This window comes from Phnomibacter ginsenosidimutans, from assembly GCF_009740285.1.
Lineage (GTDB): Bacteria > Bacteroidota > Bacteroidia > Chitinophagales > Chitinophagaceae > Phnomibacter > Phnomibacter ginsenosidimutans.
On the sequence record NZ_CP046566.1, the window covers coordinates 3770306 to 3794106 of the forward strand.

Annotated in this window: 18 protein-coding genes and 1 riboswitch; of the genes, 15 read left to right on the forward strand and 3 right to left on the reverse strand. The window is 47.1% G+C overall.

Annotated features, from left to right (window positions below; translation table 11 throughout):
• Positions 1–10: 10 nt before the first annotated feature.
• Together GLV81_RS16295 and GLV81_RS16300 are read right to left on the reverse strand one after the other, a co-directional pair.
• Positions 11–1195: a trans-sulfuration enzyme family protein gene (locus GLV81_RS16295; protein WP_157479809.1), complete on the reverse strand. Its 1185-nt coding sequence runs from the start codon at positions 1193–1195 to the stop codon at positions 11–13.
• On the reverse strand, positions 1188–2522 hold the full coding sequence (locus tag GLV81_RS16300) for an APC family permease (RefSeq protein ID WP_157479810.1): 1335 nt from the start codon (positions 2520–2522) through the stop codon (positions 1188–1190). Before GLV81_RS16300 ends, GLV81_RS16295 begins: the two co-directional genes overlap by 8 nt.
• Before the next feature lie 40 nt (positions 2523–2562).
• On the opposite strand from GLV81_RS16300, the gene GLV81_RS16305 reads away from it, so the two are divergent.
• The 10 genes from GLV81_RS16305 to feoB all read left to right on the forward strand — a co-directional run bounded on the left by GLV81_RS16305 (position 2563) and on the right by feoB (position 19073).
• The gene (locus GLV81_RS16305) at positions 2563–4617 is read left to right on the forward strand and encodes a TonB-dependent receptor (RefSeq protein ID WP_197428628.1); all 2055 of its coding nucleotides are present in this window, start codon (positions 2563–2565) and stop codon (positions 4615–4617) included.
• A 215-nt stretch (positions 4618–4832) separates the two neighbouring features.
• Positions 4833–11204, forward strand: coding sequence for a PKD-like domain-containing protein (locus GLV81_RS16310; protein WP_157479812.1), 6372 nt, complete (start codon positions 4833–4835; stop codon positions 11202–11204).
• A gap of 80 nt (positions 11205–11284) precedes the next feature.
• A riboswitch (cobalamin riboswitch) is annotated at positions 11285–11495 on the forward strand.
• A 126-nt stretch (positions 11496–11621) separates the two neighbouring features.
• Positions 11622–13556: a TonB-dependent receptor plug domain-containing protein gene (locus GLV81_RS16315; protein WP_157479813.1), complete on the forward strand. Its 1935-nt coding sequence runs from the start codon at positions 11622–11624 to the stop codon at positions 13554–13556.
• Positions 13557–13614: 58 nt separating this feature from the next.
• Positions 13615–13842, forward strand: coding sequence for a cysteine-rich CWC family protein (locus tag GLV81_RS16320; protein WP_157479814.1), 228 nt, complete (start codon positions 13615–13617; stop codon positions 13840–13842).
• Positions 13839–14540, forward strand: a complete 702-nt coding sequence (locus tag GLV81_RS16325; protein ID WP_157479815.1) for a Dph6-related ATP pyrophosphatase — start codon at positions 13839–13841, stop codon at positions 14538–14540. The genes GLV81_RS16320 and GLV81_RS16325 overlap by 4 nt, the downstream gene beginning before the upstream one ends.
• Positions 14541–14574: 34 nt before the next feature.
• Positions 14575–15915 carry an exodeoxyribonuclease VII large subunit gene (gene xseA, locus GLV81_RS16330; RefSeq protein ID WP_157479816.1) on the forward strand — a complete coding sequence of 447 codons (1341 nt, stop codon included), beginning with the start codon at positions 14575–14577 and terminating at the stop codon, positions 15913–15915.
• Positions 15908–16096 (forward strand): exodeoxyribonuclease VII small subunit, encoded by a 189-nt coding sequence (xseB, locus tag GLV81_RS16335; RefSeq protein ID WP_157479817.1) that lies wholly within the window; start codon positions 15908–15910, stop codon positions 16094–16096. The genes xseA and xseB overlap by 8 nt, the downstream gene beginning before the upstream one ends.
• Complete coding sequence (locus tag GLV81_RS16340) at positions 16077–16562, forward strand: GNAT family N-acetyltransferase (RefSeq protein WP_197428630.1); 486 nt, start codon at positions 16077–16079, stop codon at positions 16560–16562. Before xseB ends, GLV81_RS16340 begins: the two co-directional genes overlap by 20 nt.
• Before the next feature lie 379 nt (positions 16563–16941).
• The gene (locus tag GLV81_RS20745; protein WP_246186086.1) at positions 16942–17526 is read left to right on the forward strand and encodes a FeoB small GTPase domain-containing protein; all 585 of its coding nucleotides are present in this window, start codon (positions 16942–16944) and stop codon (positions 17524–17526) included.
• A gap of 14 nt (positions 17527–17540) precedes the next feature.
• Entirely contained in the window at positions 17541–19073 is a 1533-nt protein-coding gene (gene feoB, locus GLV81_RS16345; RefSeq protein ID WP_246186087.1) for a ferrous iron transport protein B, read from the forward strand.
• Positions 19074–19380: 307 nt separating this feature from the next.
• Here the strand turns inward: feoB and GLV81_RS16350 are convergent, their stop codons facing one another.
• Entirely contained in the window at positions 19381–19710 is a 330-nt protein-coding gene (locus GLV81_RS16350; protein ID WP_157479818.1) for a helix-turn-helix domain-containing protein, read from the reverse strand.
• Positions 19711–19880: 170 nt separating this feature from the next.
• Here GLV81_RS16350 and GLV81_RS16355 point away from each other — a divergent pair, with 170 nt between their 5' ends.
• The 5 genes from GLV81_RS16355 (at position 19881) to GLV81_RS16375 (ending at position 23699) form a co-directional block, all read left to right on the forward strand.
• Positions 19881–21026 (forward strand): vitamin K epoxide reductase family protein, encoded by a 1146-nt coding sequence (locus tag GLV81_RS16355; protein WP_157479819.1) that lies wholly within the window; start codon positions 19881–19883, stop codon positions 21024–21026.
• 61 nt (positions 21027–21087) lie between these two features.
• Positions 21088–21549, forward strand: a complete 462-nt coding sequence (locus GLV81_RS16360) for a DsbA family protein (RefSeq protein ID WP_197428631.1) — start codon at positions 21088–21090, stop codon at positions 21547–21549.
• 133 nt (positions 21550–21682) lie between these two features.
• A complete protein-coding gene (locus tag GLV81_RS16365; protein ID WP_157479821.1) occupies positions 21683–21901 on the forward strand; it encodes a hypothetical protein in 219 nt (72 codons plus the stop codon).
• A gap of 61 nt (positions 21902–21962) precedes the next feature.
• The gene (locus tag GLV81_RS16370) at positions 21963–23333 is read left to right on the forward strand and encodes a TlpA family protein disulfide reductase (protein ID WP_197428632.1); all 1371 of its coding nucleotides are present in this window, start codon (positions 21963–21965) and stop codon (positions 23331–23333) included.
• 138 nt (positions 23334–23471) lie between these two features.
• On the forward strand, positions 23472–23699 hold the full coding sequence (locus GLV81_RS16375; RefSeq protein WP_157479823.1) for a hypothetical protein: 228 nt from the start codon (positions 23472–23474) through the stop codon (positions 23697–23699).
• Positions 23700–23801: the final 102 nt, after the last annotated feature.

A 23801-nucleotide genomic window follows, 5' to 3' on the forward strand; every position in this document is an offset into this window, starting at 1 on the left:
CAAATGAAGGTTAATGAATGTTAAGACCGGCTTGCTTTCCTGCTTGCAACAAATCATGTTGTAACACCTCCGCATCTTCCAGCCCAAAGTACACCCGCACCTGCCGGTGTGTGGCATTGCTGGCATCAAAATCCTCTGCAGGCATGCCTGCACATTTTGGAATGATGAGGCTCTCGTGACCGCCCCAGCTTACCGCCATACGAAACCGTTTCAACGCATTGCAAAAGCTTTCCATTTGCTGCACCGTTTTTACTTCGAGTGCAAACGTGAGCAATCCTCCGGCATCTTTCATTTGGCTTTTGGCCAATGCGTATTGCGGATGCTGCGCATCAAGCGGATAAATAATATTGGACACCCAGGGCTGTAGTTTCAACCAGGCAATCATGGCATGAGTGGTGCGGGTAACACGTTCTAAACGGATGGGTAACGTACGCAAACCACGGAGCAACAACCATGCATGAAAAGGCGTGGCTCCGGCGCCTGTTGTCATGTATTCGCTGTAAAATATTTTCGACATGTGGGCTTTGCTACCGCTTACCACACCGGCTACCACATCGCTGTGGCCACCAATGAATTTAGTAGCACTCTGCAGCACCAAATCAATGCCGTGTTTGATGGGCTGCTGATACAAGGGCGTACAGTAACTATTGTCAATAACGGTCACAATGTTGTGCTGTTTGGCTAGCGCTGCCACGGCCGATAAATCTTGCAATTCGTAGGTCCAGCTATTGGGGCTTTCGAGGTAATACAACACGGTGTTGGCTTGCGTGGCGGCCTGCCAATGTTCGATGGCGGTGCCATCTATGTATGTAGTGGTTACTCCAAAGCGGGGCAGTATTACTTCAAACAACCGCTGTGCCCATGTGTAAGGGGCTTTCACACTTACGATATGATCGCCACTTTTTACAAATGGCAATACCGAACAAAAGATAGCCGATGCTCCGCTGTTGAATACCAGTGCATCTTCGGCACCGTCCAGCGCTGCCAGTTTTTGTTTCAGAATTTCAACTGTAGGATTGTTGCCACGGCTGTACAAAAACGCATCATACTCCGCTGCAAAAGCCTGCCGCAAATCATCAACAGTATCAAATAAAAAGTTGCTGGTTTGCACTATCGGTGGCGATACCGCATTGAAGTATTCTTCATGTTGTTCGCCCAGTTGATTGAGGATATACGAAAGGTCTAAGTCAGACATCGGTTTTACTTTTTTGAATAAACACAAAATATACCGCTACAAACAGCAGCAGCAGGCCAACACCTGTGAGGGCAGCTTTCCAGTTGTCGAGCACTACAGCAGTGGCAACTACTCCGTAGGCGAGCATAAATACAACAGCGATAGTCGGAATGATTTTGCTGATAAAGCCGGGTTGCACCAGTTCATCATTTACTTTTCGGTACCTCAAAATGAGCAATGCCAATGCACAGGTGATAAATCCCATGCTATCCAGAAAAATGGAGAAGCCCAAAATGTTATCGACTCCTTTGCCAAAAAAAGTAACGGCCACAGTAATCACGGAAAAAGTAATCAAACCCGGCACCAACGCTTGGGTTTTGGAGTGCTGATAACTGAATATTTTCGGCAGTACACCATCCTTACTCATGGCGTACATTACCCGTGGATTACTCATCAGCAAAATATTGACGTAAGCCAACACGCTGATGAACATAGCAAAGTCGAACACCTTGCCGCCTACTTTTCCAAACAAAGCCTGAAACAACAACGATCCAATTGATGTGGCATTTTTCATGTTGTCGTAGCCAATCACTTGCACATATGCATAATTCACAGTGAGGTACAGCAAAATGATGATGATGATACCAATGAAAATACCTTTTTGCAAGGTGCCCTGCTTGCTCACTTCGCCACCAAAATTGATGGTTTGCTGATAGCCACCGTAGGTGAAAGAAACCGCCACCATGCTAATCACCAACAGCAGCAAACCATTGTCGCCGGTGTAGGTGCGGATAGGGTCGGTGCTGTAATCAGTTGGCGTTACTTGCTGACCGGTAAACATGGCGGCAATCAGCAGCAAGATGAGTCCCACCTTGACAATCATGAGGATATTTTGGGTACGACTACTCGTTTTCAAGCCCATCAAATTCACAAAGAAGAAAATGCCAACCGCTACAATGGATAAAGTGACATTGAATGCGAAACCCATTTGCTTATCAAACAACATGTGACTGCAGTACTCAGCCCCAATCAATGTAACCACCGCCAGCGATGCAGCATTGCTGATGAGGATGAGTGTATTGACAGTAAAACCAACCGCAGGGTGATATGCGTAAGAAAACACTTTGTAATAGGCTCCCACCACAGGCAATCGTGCACCAATTTCTGCAAACACAAAAGCGCCGAGCATTGCTATTAAACCGCCAATAAGCCATGCACTGTAAAAAATAGTTTCGGTGCCACTTTTGGCAGCAATGCCGGCTGGTGTTTTAAAAATGCCCATGCCTATCACCAGACTTACCACAATGATGGTGAGGTCAAACAAACCCAGCTTATTCGAATTGTTCATGTACCTGTATTTTTACAACTTACTAACTACCCGTTTTCTTATGCCACTAAAAATAGGGGTTTGCCTTATTGCATGCTTTTTTTTCCAAACCCTTAAGGCGCAGTCCATCGTCAGCGATACCCTCACCGGCACAGATAGTGCCAGCATTACGGCCAATCCTTTCGGCTTGCAGCAGCGCAGTTTGAGCACTGCCAGCATCAAGCGATATCAAACCAATGTTTTGCAACTGGCAGCACCCGGCAATCTGGTCACTGCGTTTAATACTTTGCCAGGCATTCGCATGGAAGAACGGTCGCCCGGCAGCTATCGCCTCAACATTCGGGGTAGTTCATTGCGCAGTCCCTTTGGTGTTCGCAATATCAAAATGTATTACAACAACCTGCCGCTCACCGATGCCGGTGGCAATACCTATTTCAACCAAATGACCAGCAATAGTTTTGGCACCGCCACTATTGTGCGTGGCCCAGCCAGCAGCATGTATGGTGCCGGCACAGGTGGCCTGGTGTTATTGGAATCTATCAGCAACGAACAGCCATTGGTGCAGGCAGAATACAGTACGGGTTCGTATGGTTTACTCAACCTGATGGCAGCAGTCAACTTTGGACAAAAAGCCAACCGCAACCGCATCAGCTATGCCCACAATGAAAGCCGTGGCTACCGTGACCAAACGGCCATGCGCCGCGACCAACTGGCATGGACCAGCCAGCTGAAAGCCAGCGATAAACAAACGCTTACAGCAACCCTGTTGTACAGCAACATGTACTATCAAACACCGGGTGGGTTAACATTGGCGGAGTACAACAGCAATGCAACAGCTGCCCGTCCTGCTGCAGGTGGTTTTCCTTCTGCACAGCAGGTGAATGCTGCTATTTATCAACAGAATTTATTGGCCGGCATCAGCAGCCAACTCAAACTCAACGGGCAATGGAGCAACACCACTGCTTTGTACGGTTCATTTGCCACGATTAAAAACTCAGCCATCCGCAACTACGAAAACAGAAGCGAACCACACATGGGAGCCCGTACGGTTTTTGCGTATGAAAAAAAACTCGACAACTCCAGCATCAAGTGGCAAAGCGGCGCAGAATTTCAGGCCGGATTTTTTAATACACAGGTAAGCCGCAACAAGCTGGGACAAAGAGATTCTTTGCTGACGAATGACGATCAAACATTTTATACCGGCTTTGCATTTACGCAAGTAGAATGGGTATGGAAAAATGGCTTTTATGCCAATGCCGGCGCCAGTCTCAACATCAACAAAGTGAAGATTGCCCGTTTGTCTTCGCTGCCCATTGTAACACAGGAACGCACCTATAACAATGAAGTAGCGCCCCGCCTGAGTGCCGGTTACAAATGGAAAAACAATTGGGAAACACAGGTAACGGTGAGCAAAGGATTTTCGCCGCCTACGGTGAGTGAGTTGCTGCCCAGCACGGGCCGCATCAGCACCGATCTGGAAGCAGAAGCCGGCTACAATGTTGAACTGTCACAAACCATTCGTTTGTTCAACACCCTCAGCCTCACCAGTACCGGTTTTATTTTCAACCTCAATAATACACTGGTACAACAGCGAGACCTGAGTGGTGGCGATTTTTACATCAATGCCGGTAGCACCCGCCAGGCTGGTGTAGAAACGGTGCTAGACTACGTTCATGGATTTATGCCCAAAAGCATGGTGCAATACCTGAACGTTTCGGTTGCACATACTTACAACGCCTTTACGTACAACGACTATAACAAACTCGGTGTAAACTACAACGGCAAACAACTACCCGGAGTACCCAAAAACACGATAGCCATGCGGGCCTTGTTGCAACTGAAACACGGCTTCTACTTCAACGCCAACTATTACCACAACAGCAGCATCATGCTCAACGACGCCAATACCTTTAGGGCAACTGCCTTTCAGGTGCTGGGTGCCAAGGCCGGCTATAAAGGCAAACTGGGCAAAAAACAACGCTGGCATGTATTTGCCGGCGCCGACAATTTGCTGGATACCAAATACAGTCTTGGCAACGACATCAATGCCGCAGCCAACCGCTTTTTCAATGTAGCTCCGGGGCGCTTGTGGTATGCAGGCATCGGGATTGAATAATGAAATGACTGGTATCAAAAACCAGTAAAAGCCTTTGTATGCAAGTGTTTATACAGGGTTTTACATCTAAATACAGTACCTTTAACATGTGGAAATATCTGCATGTAATACCCACTGCAGCGTGTAAGCTTTGACTTACAGACAACGTTTGTTTACTACCTGAGTACCCATGGAAGGAGGCAGCACATAGAGTGCTGGAATAAATATGGCTCAACGTGACCCGTTATTACCATATCGTCCTTCAGTTGTTGGCTACACTTGTTTTTTGGGTGGCTGGTTCAGGTATTGTACTTAGCCAAACAGGTTCTCAAATTTTTAGCAGCAACGGCAATTTTACTGTTCCGGTTGGCGTAACAGCCATCACCATTAAAGCATGGGGTGGCGGCGGTGCCGGCGGCGGCTCTGCCACCAACAACCGGCAAGGTGGCGGTGGCGGTGGTGGCGCATATAGCATCCTCAGCAATTATGCAGTGGCACCGGGCACGGTGGTACAAATTTCAGTAGGTGCCGGAGGTGTTGGAGTTACCGGTGGTAGTGGTACCATAGGTGCTGCCAGCGCTGCCAGTATTGCGGGTACTCCAATAGTAGTTGCAAACGGAGGTATCGGCGGAAAATCATACGCACAAGGTTCATTTGGAGGCACTGGTGGTACTGGCGGCACCTACAATGGTGGCAATGGTGCTGATGGCCTGGACTTAGGCATAAGAGGTGGCGGAGGTTCATCGGCAGGCAGTAGTGCCAATGGTAACAATGGATCCAGCAGTAGTACTGCAGGAGGCATAGCACCGGCGGGTGGGGGAAACGGAGGTAATGGTTCGGGCACATCGGTAGGCAATGCCGGACATATACCCGGCGGTGGCGGCGGCGGTGCTACCCGAAGTGGTTCAGACGCCACAGGTGGTGCTGGCGCCAGAGGTCAGGTAGAAATTACCTGGACATGCCCCTCCACACCAAGCATTAGTTATTCAGTGCCTTTGTTTTGTATTTCTTCAGCGGCACAAAGCGTTACACTGACAGGCGCCAGTGGTGGTACATTTTCCAGTACCGCAGGTTTGGCCATCAATACCAGTACTGGAGTAATTACCCCTGCCAGTAGCACACCGGGCAATTACACTGTTACCTACAGCATAACCGGTACTGGTGGATGCCCCACAGTAAGCAGTAGTACAACCGTAGAAATTGGTACCCAACCAGCGCAGCCAACGCTTATCAGTGGCCCGACTGCGGTGTGTGAAAATAGTAACGGAAATAGCTTTACGATTGCAGCGGTAGCAAAAGCGAGCAGTTATATATGGACGCTTCCTACAGGATGGACCATCAATAGTGGAGATGGTACCACCAGTATTGTTGCAACCGCAGGCAATTATTTACAAAGCGGTATCATCAGCGTAGCGGCTGCTAATAGTTGTGGTACCAGTACGGCGCAGGTAGCCGAGGTAGCAGTAGACCAAATGCCCACTGCGTTTGCCATTGATGGGGATGCGACCATTTGCTACAACAACACTGCAGACATAGTACTGGCAAGCTCCCAAACCGGCATGAGCTACCAATTAAAAAAACAAAGTGATGGTACCAACGTGGGCAGCCCAGTATCAGGCACTGGTGGTATGTTGATTTTAAATACCGGTGCTCTTACAAGTTCAGCAGAATTTATTGTGGTAGCCAGCAACGGCAGCTGCAGCCAGCAAATGACAGGGCAAGTGAGCATTTTGGTACAGCCCCAAGTTGTGGTACAATCAGTGAGTACACAGCAGTTTTGCCACCAGTTTGGCGTAGATGGTATTGGCTTTAGTGCAACGCCTGCAGGCACAAACTTCACCTGGACAAGTACCGCAGATTTTGGGGCAGGCCTTGGCGGAGACGGACAAATAATGGGCTTTACCGCGGTGAACAATGGTTCGGCGGCACTCAATGCAACCGTAACTGTAGTGGGCGAATACAACGGCTGCTACAGCAGTCCAGTTGAATTTTTGGTAACAGTGTTTCCGGTACCGGTTATAGGCACACAGGATACTGCAGTATGTAGCAACGAACTGCTTACGTTGCCACCGTTTCAGGGAAGCAATGTGATACCTGGAGGCACCGTATACAGCTGGAGTGCTCCAGACCCCGCCTTGTACATGAACATCTCCGGCTATACTGCCGGTGGTGCACTTGGATTGTTTGCACAAACCCTTACCAATCTTACACCCGATCCGCAGCCCATCAGCTATCTGATTACCCCCCGATCTGGAATGTGCACGGGCAATCCATTTACCCTAAACGTTTTGGTGCTCCCTGTTCCTGTTATTCCATCTCCGCAAAACGTAACTGTATGTAGTGGCGCACCTGTGTTGCTCAATTTGGTCAACTCTCCACCCAGTATGATTGTTCCTCCGGGCCTTACCTATTCCTGGAGTGTGCCCTTGGTAACGGGTGGGTTAACCGGTGGTACCAGCCGTTCCGATGCCAACGCATTTTCTCAGGTATTATACAACCCCACCAGTGTACCACAAACTGCTACGTACACAGTGACTGCCACGTACGCAGATTGCAGTACGATATTTTCTTTGGTGGTAACTGTAAATCCAACACCGGCTATCAGCAACAAATCGGTGACCGTGTGTAGTGGTAGTGAATTTGCTGTAGCACCGGCCAATCTTCCACCGGGCACACTGGTGCCCGCAGGCACCAAATACAGTTGGGCATTGCCTGCTACCAGTGGCATACCGGGCAGTGTAACCGGTGCCACAGCGGGCAACAATGCAGATAGTATTGTACAACAATTGTTCAACGTATCGGGTAGTCCGCAAACGGCAACGTATGTAATTGAAGCCAGTGCAGGTGCCTGTATCAGTCACTTTAATTTGGTGGCCAATATTACGCCAAAACCCATGTTGCATGCCAATCCATCTGTTGCACAAACCATTTGTTCGGGCACCAATATCACGCCCATAGTATTATCTGAATCGGGTAGTATTGTAGGTGCTACAACTTACTACTGGAGCAGAAGCAACGTGGCAGGCATTAGCAATACGAATGGCATTGCATTGAGTGGTGCCAGTGCGCCAATCAGTGCCGGCGGCACCTACACTATTTCGGGCACATTACACAACAGTACCACAGCAGCACTTGCTACTACTGTACAGCTCTGGGGCAAACTCAATGGTTGCAATACCGATACTATCCCCGTTGTTATTACTGTTAATCCTGTACCCACTGTAACCATTACGCCTGCTACATTGCCTGTGCAACCCCTGTTGGCTATCTGTGATAGTGCGGCCAATACCGTACTCAATTTTAGCAGCAATATGGCAAGTACCAGTTTTGCTTGGCACCGTTTCAACCCGGGCATACGGGGATTGGCGATGTCTGGTACCGGAACTGGTATTAATGCAAAACTGCTCAACACTACCGGCGATATTCTTACAGATATCTTGGTGGTGATTGGTACCAATAGCTTTGGTTGTAATAGCATTACAAATGATTCTATTCCGTTCTCGGTTTACTCCAGATTGGTACCGCCCGTTATTACTCCTTCTATGCAGCAAGTGTGTAAAGTAAGTTTACCAACAGTGCTGCAACGTGCCGAAAATGCAAAGGGTGGTAGCTACAACTACTCTTTCCGTTGGCAAGATTCATTGTCAATCAATTTTCCCAATGCCAGCTGGCAGTATATAGCAAAAGATGCCGATAACCAGCCTGCTACACAGCCCAACTATAAGCCACCAAAATTTGATGCCAACTCAAAAGACTCATTGCGATTTTACCGTGCTGTTGTAACCGACAATAACGGTTGTGGTACTGTGCTGAGCAATGTGGTTATTATGAGCATGTACGAAACGAGTGGTTCCAACTTTGCACCAACAGTTGATTTTGATCCGTCGAAAACGGCAATGGAAAGTTTGATTTACTGCTCCAATGACTCCTTGCGTTTCTTTGCCAATTTGAATAACCTCACATCAGGCATTGTACGCTACAACTGGTTTGCCAACCCATTGTTTGTAGCGCCAGACAGTGCAGTAGTACCTGTAGGTGTAGACTGGGGCAGCAGTGGCAATGAATACAATAAAACCTATTACAATTTTGCATTCAAGGTTTTCAATAACCCGAGGGCCAGTTATGAAGACACCATTAAGAAAACGTTTATCTCCATCATTCCAACGGTGTATGATTTAGATACCTTCCGGCTTCAAAATGGTAAGCTGCACAAACTTTGTGCGGCCAGTGCGGTAGACATTGCTATCCAAATTTTTCCAACGCTTAAAATACAGGCGTCTACACAAGTACCCGCTGTGTTTTGCAACAACAGCAATGTATCGGTTTCTTTGTCATCCAACATTCCACCAACATTGGCCACTACACAGTTTAACTGGACGGCCTCGGTCATTTCCGGAACGGCCACATTATCCAATGCAGCTGGCACAGGCAATGCGCCACTCACCATTACAGAAACCATCAACAACACAGGCAATACAGTAGCTGTAGTAAAATTTGATATCACCGGGTATGTGGGTGCTGCCAACTGCCCTGTAGACACCACTATTTTCGTGAGCATTCTGCCCACTTTTACGGCAGGTGCCATTACACCGTCGCAGTTCATTTGCCCCGGTGGCGATCCTGGTATTATGATTTCTGATCCTGCGGTAGCCAACAGCGATGGCACTGCCGTAAACCCCACTTACCAATGGCAAAAAAGCCAGGGTGGAATTGCTGGCCCATGGTCGGATATCTCAGGTGCAACTACCGTTTCCTACGATCCGCCGGGCCCCATCTATCAAGACACCTGGTATAGAAGAATTGCTTTTGCAGAAGGTAGTTGCCCCACCGCCAGCGACATCGACTCCGTGGTGATTTTGCGTGGCCCCGAAGGCATATGGACAGGGCTTGCAGATGAAGACTGGTTTTACTGTATGAACTGGGCCAGTGGCACCATACCCGACAACAGCACCAATGTATTTATCAGAAAACCAGAGGCGCTGAAAAATTCCAATATTGATCATTTGTCACCTTACTATGTAGGGCTGCCGGCCCGTTCGGGTGATATCAATATCCGGCGCAAACTCAGCTTTGCGGCATTAGGCCTCAATGGTGCAGCCCGCCTCAATACATGGGGCAATCTTACCATTGAACCTGCACCAAATGAAACAGATACATTGGGCCATGTAGACATGCAACTGGGTGGTGAAATTTACCTGCGTGGCAATTGGATTAATCAAGTGGGCTTACCCGGTTTTCAATCTGGTATTGGCCGTGTAAACATGGAAGGTGCCAGCTTACAAACCATTCAAACAGTTGGTGCTGACGAAACATTTTATGATCTGCGTATCGATAATAGCAGTGATGTGACGCAGGGCGTTACACTCCTTAGTGCAGCCAATGTGCGGCACATACTTACGCTGGAAAAAGGCATTGTGAACACCCATTCTGAGCCTCCTTACAACTCAGGCTTTTATGCTAACAACCTTGGATTGCTGACGTTGAAATCAACGGCTGTAAATCCTGTGCAAGGCCCGCCGGGTTTACAATCATTTGTCAACGGCCAACTGGGTATTGAATTTGACAAAGCCGGATTGGCGTATGAATTTATTTACCCCATAGGCAAGGTATTTCCAACGCCGGCGTATCGTCCGCCGGGCATTGCGCCTACTACGGCCGATGGCACCACGTTGTTTATTGCAGAGTATTTTCCATACGAGCACCCTGTGCCCAGCATCATGGGTGCCGATCCCATGAGCATCATCAGACCTGAGCACTGGATTGTAGAAAAGCAAGCGTATAAATCCACTCAAGCACGGGTATCCATTCCGTATATCAATCCGGGTTCGGGCAACTGGATGGGGTTGAACAATGAATTTTATTTTGACCCCTGCGATGAGTGCAATGTGGCTGTGGTGCGAAAAGTATTGCCTGCAACCTGGCATTTCAGCTATGCTGGCGCTGTAGAGTTTTCGAGTAGCTATCCTATTGAGTACCGCTATTATACCGATAATGGATACATCTACTCAAAACCAGTTACAGAGTTTGGCCCATTCTCCATTGGCTTCTCATACAAGAGTTTGCTGCCACTGCGTTTGCTCCTGTTCAAAGGCAGTGTTACTTCATCGGGCCACGTGTTGCAATGGCGCATCAACGAACCAGCAGAAGTAGCGCAATTTGTGCTGGAACATTCAACCGATGGTTTGCATTTTACAGCACTCGAAGGCATACAACCCAACAGCAATAGCCAATACAGCTACCTGCACCAGCAACCTGCAGCGGGCAATAACTACTATAGATTGCTGACAAAAGACAAGCATGGAAAAATAATTGCCAGCGACATAGTACTGCTCAAAAGATACAGTACACAAACCACCAGGGTGCAGGGTGTAAGAACCAGCCCTTCTTCGAGCAAAGCTGAAATCGATTTATACTCAGCCATTGAACAAGACATTCAGGTAGACCTGCTTGACCCAAGCGGCAAACAAATATCCAACTGGCATTTGCATGCTGTAAAAGGACAACAATTTATACCAGTGTACACGGGCTCACTGAGTGTCGGCACTTACATTTTACGTATCCGCACCAGCGACCAGGTGCAGGCAAGTGTTCGCTTTTTAAAATGGTAATCATCAAGCGTAGCAAGCGTTTGACCCGTTGTTGACAAGTTTGTACAAAAGTTTATTTGGAAGCATTTCAGGCCCATACCCATATTTGCAATGCATTTGGTTCACACACTTCAGCTGTGTGATTAAAAGGGAAGTTCGGTGCAAGACCGGCGCTATCCCCGTAGCTGTAAGGCCACCCTTCTTTTACCAGAAGGCACTTCATTGCTTACACTCCATGCCACTGAACAATGGTTCGGGAAGGCAGTCAGCAATTGGCCAAGCCAGAAGACCTGCCCGATGCAGTAAGCAACCATAGCTTTCGGAGGAAAAGCCGGGAATGCATCGCAACCACGTTGACCTGCAGGCAACACACGTTCGTGTCTTCTCATCACTTCATTTCTGAAAGCGGAATTCATCACCAACCAAACTCATTCAAACATGAGCATGAGATTCGCATTGGTGGGAGCCGCTGTAGTATTCGCTTCCACTTCTTTTGGCCAACGGGCCGACAGTACACAACCGTCAACACTTGACGATGTAACCGTAACGGCCAACAAAATGTTGCAGAAACAAAGCCAAACAGGCAAAGTTGTTTCTATTATTTCCAGAGAACAAATTGAAAAAAGCGCAGGCCGCACCGTAGCACAGTTGCTCAACGAGCAGGCAGGCATTACCATCAATGGTGCGCTGAGCAATGCCGGCACCAATCAAACCCTGTACATGCGTGGTGCCAACAGTGGCCGCACCCTTATTTTGGTGGATGGCATACCTGTGTACGACCCTTCTGTTATCACCAACGATTTCGATCTCAACCTCATCAGCCTCAACGATGTGGAGCGGGTAGAAATATGCCGTGGTGCACAAAGCACCTTATATGGTAGCGATGCTGTTGCCGGCGTCATCAATATCATTACCGTTAAAAAAGATGTGAGCAAACTCCTCAATGTAAAAGCCACCGGCAGCTATGGCAACCTCAATACATTCAGAGGTAACCTGCAGGTGTATGGCAAGGCGGGCAAACTCACTTACACCACCCGTTATGCCAAGCTGAAAACTGATGGTTTTAGCGCAGCACAAGACCTCGCTGGCGATAAAAACTTTGAAAAAGACGGCTACAACAGCGATGCTGTAAATGCAGCCATTCAGTACCAGGCATCCGCCAAATGGTTGCTGAAAACATTTGTACAGCGCAACCAATACACTTCTGATATTGATGCCGGCGCTTACAACGATGAAAGAGATTACACGCTGAAGAATAAAAACCTGATGGCGGGTACCGGCTTTCAATACAAAGGTGAAAACATTACGGTAACGGGTAATTATCAGTACAGCGAAATTGATCGTTTTTACCGCAACGACAGTACGCATGTACCCGGCTTTAGCAAGTACAGTGAAGATGCATATTATGGCCGCAATCAGTTCCTGGAGCTCTTCACCAATATCAATCTGGGCAAAGGTTTCAGCACGGTGTATGGTGTTGACTATCGCTTCAGCAATATGAACAACCGCTTTTTATCCATTAGTTCTTTTGGCCCCTACACCAGTAGTTTTAGAGATACTTCGGTAAGCCAGGCCAGTGCCTATGGTTCTGTACTGTTTCAACACAAGGGTTTGTATATTGAGCTTGGTGGCCGACTGAATGTGCATGACCGCTATGGCAGCAACGCCACTTACACTTTCAATCCATCTTACAGCATCAACCAGCATTTTCGGGTATTTGGTAGCATTGCCACAGGCTTTAAAGCGCCATCGCTTTACCAGATGTACTCCTCTTACGGCAACCTGCAATTGAAAGCCGAAGAGTCGAAAAACTATGAGCTGGGATTGCAGCAAACACACGGCCGCATCAGCAACCGGGTGGTGTACTTCGACCGCGATATTGACAATGGGCTCGACTTCAACAACAACACTTTCCGGTATTTCAATATTGTGAAGCAGCGGGTGAAAGGATTGGAAATTGAATCTGCTGTTGGCATTACAAAAGATGTAAAATTCACTGCCAACTACACCTTGCTTTCTACACAAGAAATAGCACAAAGCCGTGTGACGTTTAAAGACACCACCTACAATTATTTGCTGCGTCGTCCCAAGCATAGCCTCAACGCTACTGCCGGCTGGCAAATCACGAAAGCCTTGTACGCCAGTGTAACCGGTAAGTACGCCAGCAAACGCTACGATGTGGGCGGCTACAAGGTGAAAGATGTAGCACTCGACAGCTACTTTATTGTAAATGCTTACGCAGAATACAAGCTGAATGAGCAGGTACGCTTTTTTGCCGATGCGCAAAACCTCACCAACAAAACGTTTTATGAGGCCCGAGGCTTCAATGCTATACCCTTTGTGGTAAACGCCGGCCTTACGGTTCAGCTTTAATTTTTATCGGGCGAAGCAACATCTTCATTGTTTCGCCCGATATTTAATATCTCGCCACATGAGTAGCACACACAAACATGAACCTCGCAACTGCCCCCGATGCAACAAGACCTTTGAATGCAAAGTGGGCAATATTGCACAATGCCAATGCAGTAGTATTGTATTGAGCGAAGAAGAAAAAGCATTCATTGCTGACCGATATCAGGATTGTCTTTGTTTGGGCTGTTTGTTGGATTTACAAAACAAATACACCTTCTTTAAAGAAAAATACCGCATCGGACAATGAGCAAAATACCCATCGCACTAAGCTGGAGCGGAGGCAAAGATTGTAGCTACGCACTGCACCTGATACAACAGGAAGGCAAGTACGAAGTGAAATATTTACTCAGCACCTGCAATACCCACACCAGAGAGCTCAACATGCATCACCTGCACGAAACGTTGATAACGGCACAAGCCGCAGCCATTGGTATTCCCCTATTGCTGTCTCATGTAGCCGGTACCAGCAATGCACAGTACGAAGCAGCATTACAATCCAGCATACAGCAACTACAACAGCAAGGTATTTATGCTATTGCCTTCGGCGATATTTTTCTGGAAGACATTCGCCAATACAGAGAGCAGTTGATGACACAACTAGGCATGCAAGTTGTTTTTCCGCTCTGGCAGTTGCCAACCAACCACTTGTTGCAAAGCATGATACAGTCCGGCTTCAAAGCCATGATTTGCTGCATAGATGCGCAACGCATCCCTACGCAATGGCTAGGCAAAATGCTCGATGATAAAAGCATGGCCATGTTACCACAGGATATTGACCCTTGCGGTGAAAATGGCGAATTCCATACTTTTTGTGTTGACGGTCCTGTTTTTCAATATCCGCTACACATTAAAACCGGCGCTATCAGTTCACAACGAATGACCATTGCGACTAACCGGTTTGCTATTTTTAGCTGGGTGCACATTCACCTGTTGCCCCAGCCCTGAGAGCAGCCGCATTTTTGTGTAGGTTTGATACATCATGACCAGAAGGCTACCATTATCCATTCTTGCATCCCTCATTCAGGAAACCATTGAACAGGTTTTTGAAGCGGAAACTTTTTGGGTAATAGCCGAAATAACCGATGTAAAAAAATACCCCCAGAAACGCTGGTGTTTTCTCAAGCTCATCGAAAAAAATAAAGAGCACATTGTAACCGAAATGCAAGGCGTTCTTTGGGCCAATGCATTTGCTGAACTGCAACAATTTGAACGACGCACCGGGCAGGCTTTTGCCGATGGTTTGGAAATTAGTTGCCGTGTAGCAGTACGGTTTCATCCCCGCTACGGTTTGAAACTCGAGATACTCGAAATAGACAGTGCTTTTACACTCGGGCAGATAGAACTGCAGCGGCAGCAGACCCTCTATTTGTTATTGCGCCAATATCCTTCACACATTCAATTGGTAGATGGCGAATACATTACGGCCAACAAACAATTGCAATGGCCAAAAGTATTGCAACGCATTGCCCTCATTGCGGCCAGTGGCAGCGATGGTGAAAGAGATTTTTTACAGGAACTGCAACACAATGCTTATGGATACGATTTTAACGTACAGGTATTTACGGCAAGTGTACAAGGCCAGCAAGCTGTGCAGGAAATAACGGCTCAGCTCGACGAAATAAGACAGCAAGCATCTTCTTTTGATGTGGTGGCCATTGTACGGGGTGGTGGCAGCAATACCGACTTTGCTGCGTTCGATCATTTCGAGATAGCCCGACGTATTGCGTTGTTTCCCATTCCCGTGTTTACCGGCATTGGGCACGACCGCAACACCAGCATTGCCGACATGATGGGTTGGCAGTTTAAAACACCCACCAAGGTAGCCGCTGCCCTTGTAGCCGTAAGCCTGCAATTCGACAGCGATTTGATGCAGCTGAACCAGCAACTCACCGAAGCCGTAGAAGACCGCATGGCAGGCATGCAACAGCAATTGCAGCACTGGCAGCAAAAGCTCAGCTTGCTGGTGCCACACCGCTTGCAGCGCCAGCGGGAACGCCTGCACGACCTGCAACTACTGATAGACCGCAGCAGCAAAGACCAATGGAAGATGGCTCACGATGCATTGCAACAAACTCAACTGCGGGTAAAACAAAGCTGGCAGCACCAACTGCGCAATCAGCAAGTGATGCTGGAACAAACCAGCCGCTTGATTGAACAGGTAAGTCCCGATAAAATTTTGAACCGCGGCTTTGCGATGATCCTGCAAAACGACCGCATCATTACCGATGCCTCACAACTCGATAAGGATAATCCCATTCAAACGGTGCTAAAAAACAAAACCATTCACAGTCACATTTCAGATATTCGCTCCCATGAATGAACGCACTTTCGACGAGGCCTGGCATGAACTGCAACAGCTCGTCAGCGACATTGAAGATGAAACCTTGCCATTAGATGCATTGGCTGCTAAAGTGAAAGCCGCCAAGCAACTCATTCGCTTGTGCGAAGAAAAACTACGCAACATCGAAAAGGACCTGCACGATGCCAGTAGCGAAGCCTGATACCGCCAACCTCATACAGGCCATGACGCCTGAGCTGTATGCCATGGCCAAAGATTTGTTCATGGCGTATCAGCAATATCTCAACGTAGATTTATGCTTTCAAAGTTTTGAAGCAGAACTCAACGATTTGCCCGCCATGTACGGCCCGCCAAGTGGTGCCCTGCTGCTGGCTTTTTACAAACAGGACATTGCAGGCTGTGTAGCCCTTCGTAAAAAAGCAGATGGTATTTGCGAAATGAAACGCCTCTATGTATTACCCGCATTTCAGGGCAAAGGCATTGGCAAGCAGCTGGCCACAGCCATTGTAGCAGCAAGCCGACAGCTGGGTTATACAAAAATGGTGCTCGATACACTCGACCGTTTGCAACCCGCTATACAGTTGTATGAGCAGCTGGGCTTTCATCGTTGCACCCCTTACTACCACAATCCTTTGGAAGGCGTGGTATTTATGGAAAAAACACTGTGACGGTTTCAGCAACTACTGTGCAATTTCAAGTAGAACACTGCATGATTTACAGTATAAATACGGTTGCCCCGCATAGGGCACAGGTCTACTTTTGACCTATCAAACGCACACATCCCTCATCTGCCCTCACCCTACCCTAAGCCCTGAACAACCCACATTTCCCCCATTGGATGAACCATTGATTGCAGCAGCTTGCCTACAAAGGCATGTGGCAATCGCTTGGCAACTTTTTCACCCCACACCCTCTCCTTACACGCACTTCGAAGCCACCCACTCTCACGGGTGGCTTTTTTATGCTCATTTTTCCGCATTGCTACTTTGCGTTTCCACTATTCGCAAGTTGGGAATGGTGGTGACAATTACCTTTGGCGCCCCCAAGATGAGCACAGCAGCAAATACCGTATTGAACATAGCCCTGGTGGGCAACCCGAACAGTGGCAAAACCTCGCTGTTCAATTCCCTCACGGGCCTCAACCAAAAGGTGGGCAATTTTCCGGGTGTAACGGTGGATAAAAAGCAAGGCCGCTGCGATATTTCGGAGAACATGGTGGCCAACATCATTGACCTGCCGGGTACCTACAGCCTGTATCCCAAGCGGGGCGATGAATGGGTGAGCTACAAAGTGCTGCTGCAGCAAGACAGCGACGTACAACCCGATATGGTGATACTGGTGGCCGATGCCAGCAACCTGAAACGCAACCTGCTGTTTTGCTCTCAAATTCTCGATCTGAAAATACCCGTAGTGGTAGCCCTGACCATGATGGATCTGGCCCGCCAAAAAGGTACCCAAATCGACATCAAAGGTTTGGCGCTGGAATTGGGTGTACCCGTGGTGCCCGTCAATCCACGCAAAGAAAAAGGCATTCACCACCTCAAGCGGTCGATTGAAGTAATGGCTGCCAACATAGACAACTGGCAGGCCAGAACTTTTTTGATACCGCAGCCCTGGCCGCCGAACCGGTAGCCGCCGTACAGCAATTGCTGCCCGGCCTCAGCGATTACCGGGCCATTCACTACCTCATCAATCACGAACAATTTGCACTGCCCGTCGCATTGCAAGCACAGATAGAACAGGTGGAAACCGACCACCAGTTTAACCACACCAAAACGCAGGCCGAAGAAATTATGGGCCGCTACCAACGCATCCGGCAGATTATGCAGAAGACCGTGGTAGAAGCCGACCCGTTGGCCAAAAAAATGTTTACCGAGCGGCTCGATAATTTGCTACTGCACCGCACCTGGGGTTATCTCATTTTGCTCAGCGTATTGTTCCTGTTGTTCCAAAGTATTTTCTGGCTGGCCTCTTACCCCATGGATGCCATCGACTGGACCTTTGGCGAATTAAGCGGCTGGCTGGGCTCGGTATTGCCCGAAGCCTGGTGGAGCGACCTACTCATCAACGGTGCGGTGGCCGGCCTGGGCGGCATCCTCATTTTCGTTCCGCAAATCATGATTTTGTTTGGCCTGATCACCCTGCTGGAAGACAGCGGTTATATGGCCCGCATTAGTTTTTTAACCGACAAACTGATGCGCAAAGTGGGGCTCAACGGCAAAAGTGTGATGCCCATGATTAGTGGGTTTGCCTGTGCCGTGCCCGCCATCATGACGGCCCGCAACATTGAAAACAGTAAGGAAAGATTGCTCACCATTTTGGTAACACCGCTCATGAGCTGTAGTGCCCGGCTGCCGGTGTTTACCATTCTTATTTCGCTCACCGTTCCCAACAAATACTTCCTCGGCTTTTTGAGCCTGCAGGGTTTGGTAATGATGTTTTTGTATGTGTTTGGTACGGCTATGGCATTGATGATTGCGTGGATAGCCAAGTGGTTCATCAACATCAAGGAGAAGAGTTACTTCATTTTGGAGCTGCCGATATACCGTGCTCCCCGCTGGAAAAACGTAGGCCACACCATGATAGAAAAGGCCCGCATTTTTGTGTTTGATGCAGGTAAAATCATCATGATCATCAGCCTGGTGCTGTGGGTACTGAGCACCTACGGGCCGCCCACACAGATGGAGCAGCTCAATGCCCGCTACGAACAATTGCGCCAGCAGCCCAATGCCAATGCCGAAGAAATAGACAAGCAATACCAGGCCGACCATTTGGCTAACAGTTATGCCGGTGTCATGGGCAAATGGATTGAGCCCGTGATAGAACCGCTGGGCTACGATTGGAAAATTGGCATTGCCCTCATTACCTCTTTTGCTGCCCGAGAAGTGTTTGTGGGCACTATGGCCACACTCTACAGTGTGGGCGCCGATGCCGATGAAAACGATCAGACACTACGCAACAAAATGCAATCGGCCGTACGTGCCGATGGCAGCAAAGTGTACACGCTGGCCACGGCTTTATCATTAATGGTGTTTTACCTGCTGGCCATGCAGTGCATGAGTACACTGGCCATTGTAAAAAGAGAAACCAAAAGCTGGAAATGGCCCGCCATACAACTGGGCTACATGACTGTGCTGGCCTACAGCATGAGCTGGCTGGTGTATCAGATTTTTAGTTAGGGATTTTTTGAACCACGAAGGCGCACAGGGGACACAATGGGCACGAAGTAATCTTGTCAAACCTTCTGCATTTTCTATCAACTAACATCTATCATCTGTCATCTGTGTTTAAACCACCAAGACACGATGGACACACAAGGAACATACAGTCTTTGTGATTTTCTCGTTTAAGACTTTTCTTTATTTCTATATTTTCTACTTCTTATCATTTTCTCTAAAAACTTGTGCAAATTTTAAGGCAACAAAAAGCCAATACTTTTATCCATTTGGCAAATCATTAAGCTGATTTTTACCCGATGTAATTGTGCTAATCAATATTGTGATGCAACAATTTTTCAAGTTCAGCTTCTATTTGCGCCACAAATTCCGTAGCTGACATATTTAATAAAGGAGCCAGCCTAATAATGTCCGTCAGTTTGATATGATACACCCCTTGCTCCATCTTATCTATGGCGCTTTTACTAATATTGAGAGATGCTGCCAGTGCCTCTCTTTTGAGTTTTGCTGAAATACGCAACCGACGTAAAATTGTTGCGGCTGCTTGTTTCAGGATAGCATCGCTGTGCATGATGAAAAGTGTAAGGTGTATAGAGCGTAATAGCATAAATATAGGTGGTTTTAAAAAAATTTCGTTCACTACAATACTTTTTTTTGACAAATGTCAAACCAACTGTAGGTTACCTACAGTTAAGGTGTACATAAGCTACAGATTTTGCATGCCTAAAAAGACTGTTGTATTCGTTATATGCCTGACATTCACAGTAGGTTATCAGCATCACTCCAGAACTGTGAAAATTGTTGCTTTGTATGAACAAATTGACGACACACTTACAACACCCAAATGTACAAGCTACCGACTGCCTGCTGCGGCTGCTCCAAGTGCCAGTACACAGCTTTACTGTAGAGCAGCAATTAGAAGAACACCCCGACTGGCCCAGCCTGCTCTGCATTAGCGATGCCCTGCACCAATGGCATGTACCCCATCTGGCTGCAAAAGCTGCCGACCAACAATTGCCCGATACTCATTACCCCTTGTTGGCAGTAACCAATCATCCTGAGCGGCCCTTAGCCGTGGTAGTGGGGGTTCACAATGATGTGGTTCACTTTTACCAATACAGCTACCGCCAACAGCATCAGGAACCGCTGAAAGACTTTTTGCAACGCTGGACGGGTATTTACCTGATAGCCGAAGCCACCCCGCAAAGCGGCGACCCAGAATATGCTGCTGCTGCCCGCAAACGCCGCTGGCAACTGGCGCTGCCCATTACAGCTTTGCTGCTGGCCCTCACAGCTTTGGGCGGCTTGTGTTGGCCACGGCTGCAACACCTGACAGGATCTGCGAACCTGTCAGGCGGCGGAGCCACCATTGCAGCCATCATCGCCATCTTTATATTGTACTTAGCAGGCCTTGCCGTTAGCCTCATGCTGCTGTGGTACGATATAGACAAACGCAACCCACTGCTGCAAAAAGTGTGTACCGGCCTTGTTAAAACCAATTGCAACGCCATCCTCAATAGCAGTGCCAGCAAACTGTTTGGCTGGCTCAGCTGGAGCGAAATAGGCTTTGCCTATTATGCAGGTGGCCTATTGCTGATGGCCTTTCCCACCCAGGCCCCTTGGGCCTTGCAGTGGTTGGGCTTAGTGGGCGTGGCTGCCTTGGTGTACCCCATCTTCAGTATTTACTATCAGTGGCGCATTGCCAAGCAGTGGTGCATGCTTTGCCTTGCCGTGCAAGCTGTATTGGTGCTGCAAGGCACAGCCTTATGGATGGGCAATTACTTACCTGCATTATCGTTAGACACCCTCACTACATTCCTCATTCCTCAATCCGCATTCATCATTGCTACCGTTTACATTCTCCCGCTATTAGCTTGGCTCTTCCTCAAGCCTTGGTTGCTGCGGCACCAAACCGTCCTGCAGGGAGCAGCGGGCCTACCGACGCCTCAAGTTTAACCCCGAAGTATTTACCAGCCTGCTACACAAGCAAAAAGCCATAACCACACCTACCAATGGTTTGGGTATTGTATTGGGCCCTGCCAATGCCCCGCACAAACTGGTGAAAGTGTGCAACCCATACTGCGGGCCCTGCAGCAAGGCACACCCCAAAATAGAGCAACTGCTGCACCGCCACCCCAACCTGCAGGTCCAAATACTGTTTATGGTGCCCAATGTACCCGGCGAAAAATACCATACGGCTGCCACCCACCTGATGGCCATCGCACATACGGCTACCGGGCAGGCGCAGGTGCAGCAGGCATTAGACGATTGGTACCTGCCAGAAACAAAAGATTATGAAGCCTTTGCCACCAAATACCCGCTGAACGGTGCCATAGCCGCTGCGGCCCCTACCATTACCACCATGGAGCAGTGGAGCAAGGCCAATGACATACGCTATACCCCCACCCTATTTTACAACGGCTACGAGCTACCGCCGGAGTACGATGTGGAGGACCTATCTTATTTTCTGCAGGAGTAGTGCCCTGTGGAAAAAAGCCCGGGAAGCACTCTTTGGTTACACCCTAACCACTGCCCGGCGGCCCAGCACCCCGTATGGCCCAAAACTACCGGGGCAAACACCTATTTTTAAAACCGTTTAAATTGTACAAACAATGGAAACAAAAAAAATGAGCCTCGCTACTGTAGCAGGCAAACTCAGCCGGGCTGAGATGAAAAATGTGATGGCGGGGAATTCATCTTTTGAAGATACTGGGGATGAAACAATTGAATGCAACGATACTTGCCTGACAACAGCTGATTGTCCACTAGATAGAAAGTGTACAACAGGAACATGTGGTGGGAAATCAATCAAGGCTTGTTTCCTTTATTAGTAATTAATGAATACTTCGACAAATGATTTGTCGAAGTGTTCATTTAATATTAAGATACTCCATGCAACAAAAATTAATACTGATTTTTTTAAAAGTAACAGCCATAATTCCACTATGGTCTATTTCATCATTTGGACAAAAGAATATAGATAATGTAATTATCAAGGGGAACATAGTCAATATTAGCAATCAAATTGAATTGGAGGATATGTCTGCAGTGGGAAGGATTTCCGCATCTAATCCTGAACGTTATTTTTTGCCAGATAGTCTTGGGAATTTTTCAATCAAAACACATGTAAAAAGTCCAGGATATTTTCGACTAGGCAGAAATATTATTTATTTGAGCCCTGGAGATAACATAAATGTACAAATCGACTTCAATCTTCCTGAAAAGGCAAAGTTTGAAGGGAGTAATTGGAAATTAAATGATTATCTAAAAAATACAGCCTTCCCAAAAGCAGGGTCCTATTGTGAATATTCTAGTTTAATAAAATCTACAGTTAATGAGACTATTGACGCTTTCGTTGATTATGGCAAAAAAAGGCATCAAAGTTTATTAGCCCTGCCAGATGCTAGCCCTCTATTTATTGAGCTTGAAGAAGCCAGAATAAAAGCAGATATCATCAACAGTATAGTGAGTTTAACTTGGTTTTATCCAGAGAGACACAAGTTATCTATGGACTCGAGTAAACGCTTCCAACAAACGTTTATGCCTCAAATTGGTAAACTAATAGAGCCGTTCATTAACAAATTCGTCAACAGTGACTATCTCGATCTTGTAGTTTATCAAAAAATTGCCGGGTATGTAATCAAATACAATAAGCAAGACTCTGCTAGCACATCCTCTTTAACTATAAAAGAATGGATTACGGCTAGTTCAATTTTTGCAGAAATGAATTACCAGTATGAAAATGCTGACTTTGAAAAGATAAATGATCGTATTAACCTAATAGTTAAAGAAGAATATCGTTACCCATTACTTGAATTTCTAAAGTCAAAATCAATTTTCGCAAATGGGAGTCAAGCCCAAGATTTTGCAGCACTCAACATTAATAAAAAGTCGGTCAAATTAAGCGATTTAAAAGGTAAAGTCATCTTACTCGATTTTTGGGCTACATGGTGTGGCCCTTGTATTCAAGCATTTCCACAAATTGAGGCAATTAAACAACACTTTATCAATGACAGTAACGTAGTCATTCAATCTGTTTCTATAGATGAGAATACAGCTAAATGGGAATCGGCAGTATCAAAATATAATCTTGGAAAAAATACTTGGATTATAAACAGGTATGCTATCCCTGAATATCAATTGTACTCATTACCCCGTATTGTAATTGTAGATAAAAACTTCAGGGTGGTCTCATTTAGCGGTTTCGAACCGAGCGACAAGGAAGGATTAATTCAATTCATTGAAAAATTATTAATAGAATAATCAGACATCATAACGATTGGTCAATGCACATGATCTACTACCAGATCATTTTTTTGAAAACTTAAGCTGAAATACTTGGTACTCTAATGATAAGAGACCTGAAATCAACTTTTACTAAATCAATAAATATTAAACACCATGGAAGCAAAAAGAATGAGCCTTGCTAATGTGCAGGGCAAACTCAGCCGGGCTGAGATGAAAGATGTATTGGCGGGAAATTCAGGGGATTCATCACTTGAATTTGAAGACGATTTAAAGCCAATTTGCACAGCTTGTACTAGTGATTCACAATGTGGTATCAAAGTATGCAGAAGTTCACCATCTTGCATAGAACTTAAGGTTTGTGCAAAGCCTCTTATTTGTTAATCCTATTGGGGAGTTTCATTCATTCTTATAAATGAAACTCCCATTATTCAGATGAGACAAGAAAAAAATCGGCAGTAAACGTATTCAAAATTATTAATATTC